This is a genomic window from Streptomyces sp. NPDC049879 (assembly GCF_044461265.1).
GTDB lineage: Bacteria > Actinomycetota > Actinomycetes > Streptomycetales > Streptomycetaceae > Streptomyces.
In genome coordinates, this window is sequence record NZ_JBITKT010000006.1 from 479,525 (window position 1) to 494,572 (window position 15,048).

Annotated in this window: 11 protein-coding genes and 1 other RNA gene; 2 read left to right on the forward strand and 10 right to left on the reverse strand. The window is 74.3% G+C overall.

All coding sequences use genetic code 11. The features are described from left to right. Window positions 1-2: 2 nt before the first annotated feature. From ACIBPC_RS22955 to ftsE, 6 genes are all read right to left on the reverse strand, one after another. Window positions 3-1,934, reverse strand: coding sequence for a penicillin-binding transpeptidase domain-containing protein (locus ACIBPC_RS22955; protein ID WP_398847097.1), 1,932 nt, complete (start codon window positions 1,932-1,934; stop codon window positions 3-5). A 113-nt stretch (window positions 1,935-2,047) separates the two neighbouring features. Continuing rightward, window positions 2,048-2,418, reverse strand: a transfer-messenger RNA (tmRNA) gene (ssrA, locus tag ACIBPC_RS22960). 86 nt (window positions 2,419-2,504) lie between these two features. Next, a complete protein-coding gene (gene smpB, locus ACIBPC_RS22965; protein WP_362967699.1) occupies window positions 2,505-2,984 on the reverse strand; it encodes an SsrA-binding protein SmpB in 480 nt (159 codons plus the stop codon). A 71-nt stretch (window positions 2,985-3,055) separates the two neighbouring features. Continuing rightward, the gene (locus ACIBPC_RS22970) at window positions 3,056-4,171 is read right to left on the reverse strand and encodes a S41 family peptidase (protein WP_362967700.1); all 1,116 of its coding nucleotides are present in this window, start codon (window positions 4,169-4,171) and stop codon (window positions 3,056-3,058) included. A 117-nt stretch (window positions 4,172-4,288) separates the two neighbouring features. Next, the gene (gene ftsX / locus ACIBPC_RS22975) at window positions 4,289-5,197 is read right to left on the reverse strand and encodes a permease-like cell division protein FtsX (protein ID WP_362967701.1); all 909 of its coding nucleotides are present in this window, start codon (window positions 5,195-5,197) and stop codon (window positions 4,289-4,291) included. A gap of 20 nt (window positions 5,198-5,217) precedes the next feature. Continuing rightward, window positions 5,218-5,907: a cell division ATP-binding protein FtsE gene (ftsE, locus tag ACIBPC_RS22980; RefSeq protein ID WP_362967702.1), complete on the reverse strand. Its 690-nt coding sequence runs from the start codon at window positions 5,905-5,907 to the stop codon at window positions 5,218-5,220. A 284-nt stretch (window positions 5,908-6,191) separates the two neighbouring features. Here ftsE and ACIBPC_RS22985 point away from each other — a divergent pair, with 284 nt between their 5' ends. Continuing rightward, window positions 6,192-6,389 (forward strand): hypothetical protein, encoded by a 198-nt coding sequence (locus ACIBPC_RS22985; RefSeq protein ID WP_362967703.1) that lies wholly within the window; start codon window positions 6,192-6,194, stop codon window positions 6,387-6,389. A gap of 118 nt (window positions 6,390-6,507) precedes the next feature. On the opposite strand, the gene ACIBPC_RS22990 is transcribed toward ACIBPC_RS22985, so the two are convergent. The 4 genes from ACIBPC_RS22990 to ACIBPC_RS23005 form a co-directional block, all read right to left on the reverse strand. Then, window positions 6,508-7,371, reverse strand: coding sequence for an LPXTG cell wall anchor domain-containing protein (locus tag ACIBPC_RS22990; RefSeq protein WP_398847099.1), 864 nt, complete (start codon window positions 7,369-7,371; stop codon window positions 6,508-6,510). 232 nt (window positions 7,372-7,603) lie between these two features. Continuing rightward, window positions 7,604-8,710: a peptide chain release factor 2 gene (prfB, locus tag ACIBPC_RS22995; protein ID WP_362967706.1), complete on the reverse strand. Its 1,107-nt coding sequence runs from the start codon at window positions 8,708-8,710 to the stop codon at window positions 7,604-7,606. A gap of 29 nt (window positions 8,711-8,739) precedes the next feature. Beyond that, window positions 8,740-10,008: a serine/threonine-protein kinase gene (locus ACIBPC_RS23000; protein WP_398847101.1), complete on the reverse strand. Its 1,269-nt coding sequence runs from the start codon at window positions 10,006-10,008 to the stop codon at window positions 8,740-8,742. 121 nt (window positions 10,009-10,129) lie between these two features. Then, window positions 10,130-11,881, reverse strand: a complete 1,752-nt coding sequence (locus tag ACIBPC_RS23005) for a serine/threonine-protein kinase (RefSeq protein ID WP_398847103.1) — start codon at window positions 11,879-11,881, stop codon at window positions 10,130-10,132. A gap of 459 nt (window positions 11,882-12,340) precedes the next feature. On the opposite strand from ACIBPC_RS23005, the gene ACIBPC_RS23010 reads away from it, so the two are divergent. Beyond that, window positions 12,341-14,935: an FHA domain-containing protein gene (locus ACIBPC_RS23010; protein WP_398847105.1), complete on the forward strand. Its 2,595-nt coding sequence runs from the start codon at window positions 12,341-12,343 to the stop codon at window positions 14,933-14,935. Window positions 14,936-15,048 lie beyond the last annotated feature (113 nt).

Genomic DNA, 15,048 nt, shown 5'->3' on the forward strand with positions numbered 1-15,048 from the left:
CCTCACAGCGCGTTCAAGAAGGCCGCCGCCACCGGCCCCGCGTCCGAGCCGCCCGAGCCGCCGTTCTCCAGCACCACGGCGAACGCGAGGTCGCCCTCGCCGAGGAAGCCGATCATCCACGCGTTGGTGGACGTCTCGCCGTCCCCGTCCGCGTCGAACTCCGCCGTCCCCGTCTTCGCCCCCGGCGCCCCCGCCACGTCGGCGAGCGCCGAGGCGCTGCCCTCCGTCACGGTGTCCCGCATCAGGGCCCGCAGCGTCTCGGCCGTCCCCTCGGACAGCCGCGACGGCGCCTCGTACCGCTCCTCCGCCGCGTCGGGCACGAGCACCGGCTGCCGGAACGTGCCGTCCGCCACCGTCGCCGCGACCGCCGCCATGCCGAGCGGGCTCGCCTGCACCTGCCCCTGGCCGATCAGCGCGGCCGCGAGCGCGTTGTCGCTGTCCGGCACGGGCACGCTGCCGTCGAAGCTGGCCGCGCCGACGTTCCACTCCCCGCCGAACCCGAACGCCTCGGCCGCGGCGACGAGGGCCTCGGGCGCGATCCGGTCGCGGTTGCCGATGAACGCGGTGTTGCACGAGGCGGTGAACGCGTCGTGCAGCGTCGTGCCGGGGCCCAGCTCGAAGCGGCCCTGGTTCTCGAACGGCTGGCCGTCCACGGTCACCGTCTGCGGGCAGCCGAGCACCTCGTCCGGCCCCGCGCCGCCTTCGAGCAGCGCCGCCGCCGTGATCACCTTGAACGTCGAGCCGGGCGCCAGCTGCCCCTGGAACGAGCGGTTGAAGCCGTCCTCCGGCCAGTCGGCCGCCGCCAGCACCTCGCCGGTGGACGGCCGCAGCGCCACGAGCGAGCCCTCGCGGTCCACGTCCGCCAGCGCCTCCTCGGCGGCGCGCTGCACGGCCGGGTCGATGGTGGTGCGCACGGGCGCGCCGGCCTCGCCGCCCTCCTGCGCGTAGAGCGTGTCCACGGCGTCGCCCGACTCGCGGTCGGCGATGACGACGGCGGCCGACGGCGTACCGGCGAGCTGCTCGTCGTACCGCTCCTGGAGGCCGGAGGCCCCGGCGCCGCTCTCCGGGTCGAGCCCGCCGACCAGGGGCCTGGCCGCCAGCGCGAGCGGCCTGGTGCCCTCGGTGAACTGGAGCCCCTCGACGGCCCGCAGCGCGTCCTCGGCCTCGCGGAACGGCGCCTCCCGCAGCGTGATCACGGGGACGGCCTGGTCGGGCTCGGCCTCGGCGACGCGGTCGGCGAGCGCGTCCGTGTCGATGCCGGCGTCCAGCGCGTCGAGCGCCTCCCAGGCGGCGTCCGGGTCGCTGAGCTGCGCGGGCCAGACGCTGATCTCCCAGACGGTGGCGGGTCCGGCGAGCTGGCTGCCGTCCGCCGCGAGTATCGGCGCCCGTTCCGGGGAGTCCACGGACAGGACGAGCGTCTGGCCCTCCTCGAGCCGGGGGTGGACGAGCGCCGACTCCCAGGCGATGGTCCAGCCGTCCTGGTCGCCGTCCTCGCCCGGCATGACGACGGCGGAGGACTCGTACGTCCACTCCCCCACGCCCTCCAGCGTGAAGGCGGCCGTGAAGGGGACGGTGAACGCCCCGTCGGGCAGGTCCCCGCCCTCCGCCTCGGCGGGGTCGTCACCGACGGTGAACGCGACGGCCTCGGGGCGCATGTTCTCGGTCACCGACTCCAGCAGCGACCTGGCGGCCTCCGGGTCGTCGGTTCGGGCGGCGGCCCGCGCCGGCTCGCCCGCGGCCCAGGCGTCGAGGAAGCCCCGCGCCTGCGCGACCGCCTCGTCCGACCCGTCGTCCTCGTCACCGCCGCGCAGCAGCAGCACCGCGCCCACGGCGAGGACGGTCACGGCGACCGCTCCCGCTATGACCTTGGTGCGGTACGTGCGCCAACTGCCCGGCCGCCTGTCGGAGTCCCACCCCGCTGCGTCGTTCCCCATGGCGAGACCCTACCGTCCGCCTCCCGCGAGGCCCATGCCCCCGTGCTGCCCCCGTGCACACGACAGCCCCGGCCCGGTGACCCGGGTCGGGGCTGGTGAAGTGCGGGCACGAAGCGTGGAGATGGCGGGAATCGAACCCGCGTCCAACGAAGTGGAAGGAGGGCTTCTCCGAGCGCAGTCCGCTGCGATTTTCTCAGCCCCGGAGATCACGCGGACAAGTCTCCGACGGGCTCAGTCACTGTTTGTTGTCCCGCGCCGCTCCCGTGACCGGAACGTGCGGTGAGTCCCCTGGCTGATGCCAGTCCCCGGGCCGGGAACACTCCCGGGCTGACACCTCACCTACGCTGCGTCAGGCAGCGAGGGCGAAGGAATCGCGCTTGTTATTGGCGATTATTTTTTTGCGACACATGGTTAACGAGATCATTGCCGCTTCCTCGGCTCGCTTCCCCTGCTTCGACATCCGCTGTCGAAACCGATCATCCCCTGGGATGATGCTGAAGCCTCCGTGCCAACACCCTGTTCAGTTGTGACCGCCGACCGGTTGCCCGGCAGCGCCTCGTCCATCATACGTCACGCGCGCTGGCGGCGGCGGGCCGAGGAGATCGCGCGGTCCGCCTCGCGCCGGTCCTGCTTCTCCCGCAGCGTCTGCCGCTTGTCGTACTCCCGCTTGCCGCGCGCGAGCGCGATCTCGACCTTGGCCCGGCCGTCCACCCAGTACAGGGCCAGCGGCACGAGCGTGAGGCCGCTCTCCTGCGTCTTGCCGATCAGCTTGTCGATCTCCGAGCGGTGCAGCAGCATCTTGCGCCTGCGGCGGGCGCTGTGGTTCGTCCACGTGCCCTGGGCGTACTCGGGGATGTGCACGTTGTGCAGCCACGCCTCGCCGCCGTCGATCTGGGCGAAGCCGTCCACGAGGGACGCCCGGCCCTGGCGCAGGGACTTCACCTCGGTGCCGGTCAGTACCAGACCGCACTCGTACGTATCCAGAATGTGGTAGTCGTGCCGCGCGCGCTTGTGCTGCGCGATCAGCTTGCGACCCTTTTCCTTTGCCATGACCTGCCAAGTCTACGTCGTGGAGGGGGACGGTGCGCCGGCCCAGTAAACCCGGGCCCGGGGGCTGAGCGCTAACGACTTCCGGCCAGGCCGCCGAGGACCGTCACGGCGCTGTCCGCCGCGTCCTCGCCCGGGCCGACGAGCAGGTCGGGCAGCAGGCCGTCCTCGTCCACCAGCCGCCCCGACGGCGTCGCGTAGTGCCCCACGGTCAGCTCCGCGACGGAGCCGTCCGGCTGGGTGCTCGGCATCTGCACGGTCCCCTTGCCGAAGGTGCGGCTCCCGACGACGACCGCCCTGCCCCGGTCCTGGAGCGCGCCGGTCACCAGCTCGGCCGAACTCATGGTGCCGCCGTCCACCAGGACGACGAGCGGCGTCGCCGTGTCCCCGCCCGGCTCGGCGTGCAGGGCGCGCTGCTCGCCGTGGACGTCGTACGTCGCGACGAGGCCCCCGTCGAGGAACACCGACGCGGCGCCCGCCGCCTCGGTGAGGAGCCCGCCCGCGTTGCCCCGCAGGTCGAGCACCAGGCCGTCCCCGGCGGGCACGGCGGCGACGGCGGCCCGCAGCTGCTCGGCCGCACCCTGCGTGAACGAGGCGACGCGCACCCGCGTCACCCCGGGGACATCCCGGCTGACCGTCACCGTCTCGGCCGTCAGCCTGGCGCGCGCGATCTCGGCGGACCAGTGCCGCCCGTCCCGTTCGAGGCCGACGCGCACGGTCGAGCCGGGCCCGGCCGCCGCCGCCTCGTCGCTGCCGCGCAGCCGCGCGACGGCGTCCGTGACGGCCCAGCCGTCCACCCGGACGCCGTCGATGGTGCGCAGCGAGTCCCCGGCGCGGACGCCCGCGCGCTCGGCCGGGCTGTCCGCGTGGACCTCGCTGACCTCGATGCGCCCGGCGGCCGTGCGGACGACCGCTATGCCCGTGCCGACGTACTCGCCCGCCAGCGTGTGCCGCAGCCGCTCGTACTCCTCCGGCGAGTACGCGGTGGACCAGCGGTCACCACTGCGGCTCACCAGCACCTCGGCGTCGGCGGGCCGGGCGTCCGGCGCCGGGGCGTCGGCGCCGGACGCCGAGCTCTCGGGCCATGAGCCGGTGGCCGCGCCGGTGACCAGGACACCGAGGAAGACACACGCCAGGGTCGCCCCACGCCTGACCGGGTGGGGCGAACGACTGTGGCTGGCACGGGACATGCTGCGGAGTGTAGGGCACACCCCCGGGGCTCACGGGAGATCTCGTACGCGCGTGTGGCGGGCGGCACAGCGCGCCCCCGCCTACACCTCCGAAGCCCCTTACACCTTCAAGGCCCCTTACACCTTCAAATACTTGCGCAGCGCGAAGAACGCGGCGACCGACGGCATGAACGCCCCGACCAGCAGCACCATCGGCAGCACCCCGAGCACCGCGTCCCAGCCGATGAACTCGATCAGCGGGATCTCCTGGGCCAGGAAGTTGTTGATCGCGAAGTACTTGACGCCCACTATCAACACGCAGGCGAACAGCGCGCCCAGCACGCCCGCGATCGCCGCCTCCAGGATGAACGGCATCTGGATGTACAGGCCCGACGCGCCCACGAGCCGCATGATCCCCGTCTCGCGGCGGCGGCTGAACGCCGAGACGCGCACGGTGTTGACGATCAGCAGCAGCGCCACGACCAGCATCAGCGCCATGAGGCCGAGCGCCGCGTAGTTGACGCCGTTGAGCAGGTTGAACAGGTTCTCCAGCTGCGAGCGCTGGTCGATGACCTCGTAGACGCCGTCACGCCCCGCGAACGCCGACGAGATCACGTCGTACTGCGTCGGGTCGTGCAGCTTGACGCGGAACGACTCCTGCATCTGCTCGGGCGTGACGACGGCGGCCAGCGGCGAGTCGGCCTGCTGCTCCTCGTAGTGCTCGTACGCCTGCGCGGCGGACTCGTAGTAGACCTCCTCGACGATGTCGAACTCGCCGAGTTCCGCCTCGATCTGGTCCTTCTGCTCCTGGGTGACCGCGCCGCGCCGGCAGGCGGGCGAGTCCGCGTCCAGCTCGCTGCACAGGAATATCGAGACCTCGACCCGGTCGTACCAGTAGTCCTTCATGCTGTCGACCTGCTGGCGCGCCAGCAGGGCGCCGCCGAGCAGGGACAGCGACAGGGCGACCGAGACGATCACCGCGAAGGTCATCGTGAGGTTCCGGCGGAGACCGACACCGATCTCCGACAGGACGAAGTGGGCGCGCATGGCGTCCTTTCCGTGGATGTTCAGTGCTGGTAGCCGTAGACGCCGCGATGCTGGTCGCGGACGAGGACGCCCTTCTCCAGCTCGATCACGCGCTTGCGCATCTGGTCCACGATCTGCGCGTCGTGGGTGGCCATGACCACGGTGGTGCCGGTCCTGTTGATGCGGTCGAGCAGCTTCATGATGCCCACCGAGGTCTGCGGGTCGAGGTTGCCCGTCGGCTCGTCGGCGATCAGCAGCATCGGGCGGTTGACGAACGCGCGGGCGATGGCGACGCGTTGCTGCTCACCACCGGACAGCTCGCCCGGCATCCGCTCCTCCTTGCCGCCGAGGCCGACCAGGTCGAGCACCTCGGGGACGGTCTTGCGGATCTGGCCGCGCGGGCGGCCGATGACCTCCAGGGCGAACGCGACGTTCTCCCCCACCGTCTTGTTGGGGAGCAGCCGGAAGTCCTGGAAGACGGTCCCCAACTGGCGCCGCACCTGCGGGACCTTCCAGTTGGACAGGCGGCCCAGGTCCTTGCCCAGGACGTGGACCGAACCGGTCGAGGCGCGCTCCTCGCGCAGCAACAGCCGCAGGAACGTGGACTTCCCGGAGCCGGACGAACCCACCAGGAAGACGAACTCGCCGCGCTCGACCTCCAGGGAGACGTCTCGCAACGCCGGCGCGTTCTGCCGGGGATACGTCTTGGACACGTTGTCGAATCGGATCACGGTTACACCATGTCGTTACGGGGTACAGGCGGGGGCCTTGCTGGGCAGACCATACGCGAACCCGCGCCCCGCCCGCAGGCAGCGTCCCGGCGCATCCCCCTTTGTCCGGTCGGGGCGACCCGCCGCCGGTGCGCCAGGGGCCGGTGGGGACGCGGGAACGCGCGGTGCGCGCGGGGTGCCGTGCGGGGGCGGGGTTCGGTCACAGTCCGGTCCTGGCTTCTGCGTTTCCGGCCGTGTCCTGGCAGAGTGGAGGGCAGAGGGGGACACGAGAGGAGACGATCGCATTGACCGCCGACTGGCTGGTGTGCGCGAACTGCGCGGGGCGGGTGAGCGAGGGCCGCTGCGCGGTCTGCCGCGCCGAGCGGGCCCGGCTGCGCGACGAGGGGCGCGGCCCGTGGTCGTCCCTGGGCGGACCGGCGGGGCTCGCGGCCCTGCTGCTGGCGCTCGTCGCCGTCTGCCTGCTGGTGGCGCGCCCGGCCTGAGCCCGGCCGGGCGGGAGGCCGCCGAGACGTACGGAGGGGCCCGGAGCGATGTGCTCCGGGCCCCTCCGCCGTGCTGTCCCGCTCAGGCGGAACGGGCGGTACGCGTCACGCGGTGCCGTCAGGCGGCCGCCGCGCCGCCGCCGCCCTTGTTGATCAGGCGGGGCAGGTAGCGGAACGCCACGCCGCCCGCGATCATCGTCGCCGCGCCGGCGAAGAGCAGCGCCTGGTTCATCGAGGCGCCGGTCTCGGCCAGCTCGTCGCGGTCCTGGGCCTGGTCCTGGCCGCCGACGGTCTGCTGCTCGGTGAGGTCCTCGTCCGGGGCGGGCTGCTCGATCGGGTTGCCGGCGCCCTGGTTGTCGGGCTCCAGACCACCGTTGCCGTTGCCGCCCTCGTTCACGCCCTGAGGACCGCCGTTGCCACCGTTGCCGCCACCGGGGGTGCCGGGGTCGGAGGCGCCTTCCTGCTCACCGCCGCCGGGCGTACCCGGGTCGGAAGCACCCTCCTGCTCGCCACCACCGGGCGTACCCGGGTCAGAGGCACCCTCCTGCTCACCGCCACCGGGCGTACCCGGGTCAGAGGCACCCTCCTGCTCGCCACCACCGGGCGTACCCGGGTCAGACGCGCCTTCCTGCTCGCCACCACCGGGCGTACCCGGGTCAGACGCGCCTTCCTGCTCACCGCCGCCGGGCGTACCCGGGTCGGACGCGCCTTCCTGCTCGCCACCGCCCGGCGTACCCGGGTCGGACGCGCCTTCCTGCTCGCCACCGCCCGGCGTACCCGGGTCGGAAGCACCCTCGGTCAGACCGAGGACGCCGCCCTCCTGGCCGGCGACGACGCCGAGGACACTGTTCTCGGTGCTGGTCGGCTTCGCTGCGGCGTTCTGGGCGGACGCCGTGCCGACGACCGCGAGCGAGGCGCCCGCGGCGAAGACGGCCGCGGCGGCGACGCGCGCCATGTTGGCCCTCGTCTTAGGACTGGCCATGTATCCACTACCCCCTGTAGCTGTTTGGAGCTGACATCGTCCCGAATGTGCGGGGCAGCCTGTCGCAAGGGTGGTGGCGGTGCGGGGAGTTCCGGTTCCTTCACTCGCCCCCTGGCGCACAACGACCCCGGATCACAGAGGCATGCCAGGCGATCAGCTTTCCTGGTGAACGCATCCGCGTCAAGCGGGATGTCCGGTAAATTCCGGGCGAGGCGTGATAGTTGCGTGACGGTTACTTGTCCTGCTGTTTCCGCCAGCGGATTCCGGCTTCCAGGAAGTCGTCGATATCCCCGTCCAAAACACCCTGCGGGTTTCCGACTTCGTGATCCGTGCGCAGATCCTTGACCATCTGGTACGGCTGGAGGACGTAGCTGCGCATCTGGTTGCCCCAGGAGTTGCCGCCGTCGCCCTTGAGCGCGTCCATCTTCGCCTGCTCCTGCGCCCGCTGGTGGGCGAGCAGCCTCGACTGGAGGACGCGCATGGCGGCCGCGCGGTTCTGGATCTGGGACTTCTCGTTCTGGCAGGAGACGACGATCCCGGTCGGCAGGTGCGTGATACGGACGGCGGAGTCGGTGGTGTTCACGGACTGGCCGCCGGGGCCCGAGGAGCGGAAGACGTCCACCCGCATGTCGTTCTCGGGGATGTCGATGTGGTCGGTCTGCTCGACCACCGGCAGGACCTCGACGCCCGCGAAGGACGTCTGGCGGCGGCCCTGGTTGTCGAAGGGCGAGATGCGCACCATCCGGTGGGTGCCCTGCTCGACGGAGAGCGTGCCGTACGCGTACGGCGCCTTGACGGCGAAGGTGGTGGACTTGATGCCCGCCTCCTCCGCGTACGAGGTGTCGAGGACCTCGGTCGCGTAGCCCCGGCGCTCGGCCCAGCGCAGGTACATGCGCTGGAGCTGCTCGGCGAAGTCGGCCGCGTCCACGCCGCCCGCCTCGGCACGGATGGACACCATGGCCTCGCGCTGGTCGTACTCGCCGGACAGCAGCGTGCGGACCTCCAGCTCGTCCACGGCCTTGCGGACGGACGCCAGCTCGGCCTCGGCCTCGCGCCTGGTGTCCGCGTCGTCCTCCGCCTCGGCCAGCTCGAAGAGGACCTCCAGGTCCTCGATGCGGCCGTGCAGCTCCTCCGTCTTGGTGACCTGGCCCTGGAGCAGCGACAGCTTGCTCGTGACCTGCTGGGCGCGCTCCGGGTCGTCCCACAGGGTCGGGGCGGCGGCCTGCTCCTCCAGCGAGGCGACCTCGGCCTTCATGCTGCCCAGGTCGAGGACGGCCTCGATCGACTCCATGGTGGAGCGGAGGGACTTCAGGACTTCGGAAACATCGACGACTGCCACGCGACCAGCGTAACCGCTGGGGGCGGGGGTCAGGGGGTGGCCGGGTCGCCGTTCTCCACGACGAGGGCGGGGGCGCCGCCGGGCGGGGCGCCGTTGTCGCCGTCGGAGCCGCCCGAGGAGAGCAGCCAGCCGCCGATGGCGACGGCCAGGGCCACGCCCGCCGCGGTGAGGGCCAGGCGGCGGCGCCTGCGGTCTCCTGGGCGGCGTGCGGCTCCGGCACGGCGTGCGCCGGGGGCGCGGGGGGTGCGCGCGGTGCCGTGGGCGCCGCCCGCCAGCTCGTCGGCGCCGGGGACGCGCATCCGGGTGTGCGTGATCCGCTCGCCGTCCGGCGCGGAGCCCCGGACGAGGGGCACGGCGGCGCGCGCGGGGCCCGGCTCGCGCGGGGCGCCCGCGGCGACCGGCTCCGGCGCGGGGGCGGCGTCGCCCGCCGTGACGGGGTCGCCGATGTCCAGCGGGGGAAGCCCGGCGAGCAGGGGCGTCAGCTCGCGGAGGCGGGACGCCAGCTCGGCGGCGCGGAGCCGGGACGCGGGGGCCTTGGCGAGGCACTGCTGGATCAGTTCCCACAGTTCGCGGGGCAGGCCCGGCAGCTCGGCGGCCTTCTCGGTGACCTGGCGGCGCAGGACGGCGCCGGGGTGGCCGCCGCCGAAGGGGGTGAACCCGGCGAGCAGTTCGTACAGCACGGTGACCAGGGCGTAGATGTCCACGGCGGCGCGCGGGGGCAGGCCCTCGACGATCTCCGGCGCCATGTAGTCGGGGGTGCCGACGACGCCGGACTTGCCCGCGTGGCGCGGCTCGTCGATCAGCTTGGCGACGCCGAAGTCGGTGAGCAGCGCGGTGGTGGCGCCGTCGCGGATGTCGAGCAGGATGTTCTCCGGCTTGACGTCGCGGTGGACGATCCCGGCGGCGTGCGCCACGGCGAGCCCGGAGGCGACGCCCGCGACGATGGAGACCGCCTCCAGGGGCGCGAGGCGGCGTTCGCGCTCCAGGTGGGCGCGGAGGTCGGGGCCGCGGACGAGGTCCATCACGAGGGCGATGCGGTCGTCCGCGTCCGCGCCGGAGTCGGCGGGGTCGCCGACGATCAGGTCGCGGACGCCGACGATGTTCGGGTGTTCGAGGCCGAGGAGCGCGTGCCGTTCGTGGGCGAACCGCTCGGCCAGGTCCGGGTCGGCCGCCAGGTCCTCGCGCAGCAGCTTGATGGCCACGGGGCCGTCAGGGCCCTCGCCGAGCCAGACCGTTCCGGCGCTGCCGCGCCCCAGGACGCGGTGGGCGGTGTAGACGCCGCCGATGTTCCGTGCCATGGCGTGAGGCTACGACGAGCGCCGGGCGGCGTGCGGACAAGCGCGCCAGGATTGCCCGGTTTTATGGGCATGGCCCGGGGAAATTCGGTACGCGGAAGTCGATAAATCCCCGAGGCAGCCGTCAATTGTTCGGCATGTTCTCCTGGATGTCCTCGACCTGTTGGTTCGCCTCGTCGATGAGGCCGAGCCATTCCCGTACGTCGTCGAACCAGTCGGTGACCGTGTCCCAGAAACTCCGGCCGTCCGCAATCCAGTCCTGGACCGGTGTGAAGTTCCACACGAGAACGACGATCACCACGAGAATCAGGACCATGAACAGGCAGCCCTTGAGGCAGCCCAGCCCGGGAATGCGCATCGGGTTCGCGCTGCGTGACCGGCCGCGGTCGCGCGGGGGCTCGTCCCTGCGGTCGTCCTGCCGCCGCGGCGGCACCGGCTGCTGCGGCGGGACGGGCTGGCGGTACGGCTGCTGGTACTGCTGCTGATACGGCTGCTGCGCGTACGGCGACGCCTGCGGCTTGCGGTAGTCCTGCTGCGGCTGCTGCGGCGGGTACGCGTAGCCCTGCGGCTGCTGCGCCTGCTGGGGCGGGGGCGCGGGGCGGCGCTGCTGCTGGCGCCGGGGCGCGCGCTGGAGCGGGTCGTACGGGTCGACGGGCTGGACGCGCGTCGGCTCGTTGCGGTCGCGGGCGGCGCGCATCTGGTCCTGCCAGGGGTGCGGGCCCTCCGGCTCGGGGGCGCCCGAGGTGGGGAGGGCGCGCGTGGTGTTGAGGTCGTCGCCGCCGTTGTCGCGCTGGGGCAGGACGCTGGTCCTGCCGAACGGGTCGGAGGCGGGCTGTCCGCCGCCCGAGCCGCCGGGGAGCACCTGGGTGGGCTCGGCGGAGCCGGGGGGCGAGATGCCGGTGCCGGGGACCTTCACGGGGCGGGCGTCCGGCACGAGCAGGGCCGTCACGCCGAGGGCGGCGTCGCGCTGCTCGGTCGTGGCGCGCTCGGAGATTCCGGCGGCGACGGTGCGCAGAGCGCGGGCGAGACCGGCGGCGCCGGGGCGTTCGGCCGGGTTCTTGCGCAGGCAGCACTCGATGACGGTCCACAGCGGTCCCGGCAGCCCGTCGGGGCGGCGCGGCTCGTCGCTGAGGTGGCGGCGCAGGACCTCCAGGGTGCTGCCGCCGCCGAACGGGGGCTGGCCGGTGAGCAGTTCGTACAGGACGATGCCCGCCGCGTAGACGTCGACGGCCGAGGTCTGCGGCTTGCCCTCGGCGGACTCGGGCGCGACGTAGGAGGGGGTGCCGACGAACTCGTGGGCGCGCGTGACCCCGGGGGAGTCCGCGAGGCGGGCGATGCCGAAGTCCGTGAGCATCGGGCGCATGGGCCGCGGGTCGGCGGGCGGGCCCGGCGGGTCGGTGCGGCGTTCGGCACCGGCGAGCAGGACGTTCGCGGGCTTGAGGTCGCGGTGCACGATGCCCTTGGCGTGCGCGGCGGCGAGCGCGTCGGCGATCTGGGCGGTGAGCAGCGCGGCGCCGACGGGGCTGAAGGGCCCGTTCTCGTACAGGTAGCGGTGCAGGTCGGGGCCGTCGATGAGGTCCATGACCAGGGCGATCATGTCGCCCTCGACGACGAGGTCGCGGGTGCGGACGATGTTCTGGTGGCTGTCGTTGCCGAGCCGCAGCAGGACGGCGCGCTCGCGCATGAAGCGCATCACGACGTCCGGGTCGGCGGCCAGCTCCTCCTTGAGGACCTTGACCGCGACGCGTTCGCCCGGCTCGCCCGTGACGGCCGCCTCGTCCCCGGCGGCCTGGCGCTGGCGTCCGAGCCAGACGGTGCCGGTGGCGCCGCGTCCGAGCGGCTCTTCGAGCAGGTACTTGCTGCCTACCGGCCGCACGTGCGCTCCCTGGTGCTGTGTCGGGACCCGAGTTCCCTACTGTAGTGGGGCCGCCCCGCGCCACGAACGTGTGTGTGACGGCCGTCCGCGGCGGTGGGGTGCGGGGAGGAGGACGCCGGGGCGGGGGCGCGCGGTTTCCCGCGAGGCGGGGGGCCTGTGCGGGCGCTCTCGTGCCGGGCGGCTCTCTGGCTCTACGATCATGCGCGCCGCCGAGCACGGCGCGGTCGCGGTACGGGCGGCCCGGGTTGGGCGGGAACGACCGGTTCGCCGGGCCGGGGACGGACACCCCACCGATCAGTTCTGGTCAGATATCGCCAATCAAGATCATTAAGCGCCAGCGGCGCGGTGCGCTGTCGGTGCTGGGTGCGAGGATGCTTTCAGCATCAGCATCCGATGCGACCGCGGCCGGGGACGGCCCGCGGGAGCGCCGGATCGCTGGTGAGGTGACCGGGAGGGCCGATGCCGATTCAGATCAGGTTGACCGTGTGGCCCGGTGACGGCTCGGGCGGCGTGGACGTGCGGATCGGCGCCCCGGCCGGGACCCCGCTCGACACCGTGCTCGGCGCCCTGGCCGGTGCCGTCTCCCCCGGCGGCGCGGCGCCCGGCGCCGTCTTCTGCGAGGACAGGTACCTCGACCCGCGCCGCACCGTGCTCGGCGAACCGCCCCTGGTGGACGGCGCCGTCCTCGCCTTCCAGCACCCCCTGGAGACCGCGCGGCGCGAGCCCGTCCCCGCGACGCTGCTGGTCGCCGCGGGACCCGACGCGGGCGGCGTCCACCTGCTGCGCGGCGGCGAGGTCCGGATCGGCAGGTCGGCGCAGGCGGACGTCCCCCTGGACGACCCCGACATCTCCCGCGCGCACTGCTCGCTGACCGTCGGCCCCGACGGCTCCGTCACCGTGACCGACGCCGGATCGACCAACGGGACGCTGCTCGACGGCCGCCCCGTGACCGGCGGCCCGGTGCCCGTACCGTCCGGCGGCGTGCTGCGGCTCGGCGAGACGGCGCTGCGCGTCGTGACCGAGGGCGGGCGCGACGGCGCGGCCGGGCACCTGCCCGCGCCCCGGCGCGCGGAGGAGGACGAGGCGGGGCACGGGCAGCGTCCCGCGCGGCGCGGCCTCGGCGGCCGGGGGAGGGGCCGCGGGCCCGAACTCGACACCGGGACGCGCCAGATGCCCCGCTGGGACGCCGCGCCTGACGCGTACGCCCCCGGTGGTGCCGACGCCGCCGACGAGGCGCGCTGCCCCGACCCCGCCACCGTGCTGCTCACCGCGCTCGACCGCGGCCCCCGGCTGTGGGAGCGCGGCCCCGGGCACCCGGACGCGCTGCGCGTGCGCGTCGGGACGGCGCACCGCCCCTCGCGCGCCCTGCCGCCGGTGACGGTGGACCTCGCCGCGGCCGGCTCGCTCGGGCTGGCCGGGCCGCGCGACCGCGTGACCGGTGTGGCGCGCGCCGTGCTGGCGCAACTGGCGGCGTTCCACGCGCCCGGCGCACTCGAACTCGTCGTGATCGCGCCGGGGCGCGCCGCCGACTGGTCGTGGCTCGGCTGGCTCCCGCACACCCGCCCCGAGCGCGGCCAGGACTGCCGCCTGCTGGTCGGCTTCGACGCCGAGCAGGCCGCGGCGCGGCTGCGCGAACTGGCCGAGCGCACGGACGGCGCGGCGGGGCCGGGCGGGCGGCGCGTGGTCGTCCTGGCCGACTGCGGCCCCGACACCCCCCCGGCCACCGTCTCGGCCCTCACCCGGCTCGCCGCCGGTGGCGCCGCGGCCGGTGTCCACGTCGTGGCGCTGGCCGAGGCCGCCTCCGCCACGCCCGCGTCGCCGGTCGAACGGTCGCTGGCGGCCGCGCGCGCCGTGTCCCCGGTGTTCGCGGCGTGCAGCGCGGCCGTCCTGCTGAGCGGCGCGGTCGCGACGTCCCTGCGCGTCGTCGGCCGGGACGGGCAGGCAGGTCCCCCGGTGGGCGCGGACGCCGTGTCCCCGGCGTGGGCCGAACGGTTCGCGCGGGCCCTGGCGCCGGTCGCCGAGGACGCCGGTGCCGACGGCGCGCCCGCCCCGGCGCGGGCGGCGGCGCTGCCGGACACCTGCCGCCTCCTCGACGTGCTGGAGCTGTCGCGCGTCACGCCCGGCACGCTGCGCGAGCGGTGGACCGGGCGCGAAGGGCTCACCGCCGTGCTCGGCGCGGGAGCGCACGGCCCGGTCGCGGTGGACCTGGCCGCGCTGCGGGGCCCGCTGACGGTGGAGGGCGGCCCCGGCTCGGGGCGTACCGAGCTGCTGAGCACGCTCGCCGCCTCCCTCGCCACCACGCGCGGGCCGCGCGACCTGTCGCTGCTGCTCGTGGAGGGCGCGGGCGACGGCCTGCGGCCGGGCGCGGAGCTGCCGCACGTCGCCACCTACCTGGGGGCCACCGATCCGGTGCGCATGCGGGCGTTCGCCCAGGCGCTGCGGGCCGAGCTGAAGCGCCGGGCCGCGCTGCTCGGCGACGCGGACTTCGGCGCCGTACGGGGCCGGCTCGGCCGGGTCCACGCGCCCAGGGCGGCGGGCGACGTGACGCTCGGCGCGCCGGAGGGGCCGCCCGTGCTGGCGCCGGGGAGCGATCCGCTGCCGTGGCTCGTCGTGCTCGTGGACGACTTCGACGCGCTGCTCGCGCCGCCGCTCGGCGCGCCGGGGCGGCAGGCCGCGGGGTCGGTGGTGCGGGTGCTCGACGCGGTGGCGTCCGAGGGCGTGCGCCTCGGGGTGCGGCTGGTCGTGGTGGGCGGTCCGGTGGCGCCCGGCGGGGGCATATCCGTGGCCATGACCGGGCAGCCCGCCGGGCGGGGCGAGGTGCGCAGGGGCGGGACGGCGGCGCCGTTCCAGGCCGGGCGGGTGACCGGGCGCATCCCCAGGACGGCGACCGCGCGGCCCACCGTGACGCGACTCGACTGGGCCCGCGAGGGCGACCCGCCGACCCGCCGGCCGGTCCGCGAACTGGGCAACGGGCCGACCGACATCGCCCTGCTCGCGTCCGCCGCCTCCCGTGCCGCCGACGCGGACAGATCGGCGCCCGCGAGCCTCGTCTGACCCCGCGCGACGACACGTCGGTACATGATCGGAAATTCGCGTTCCACCGCTTCGATCTTGGGTAACAGCCGGATCACAAACGGCAGTTGACACCCTCCGTGGTCTTGCCCGCA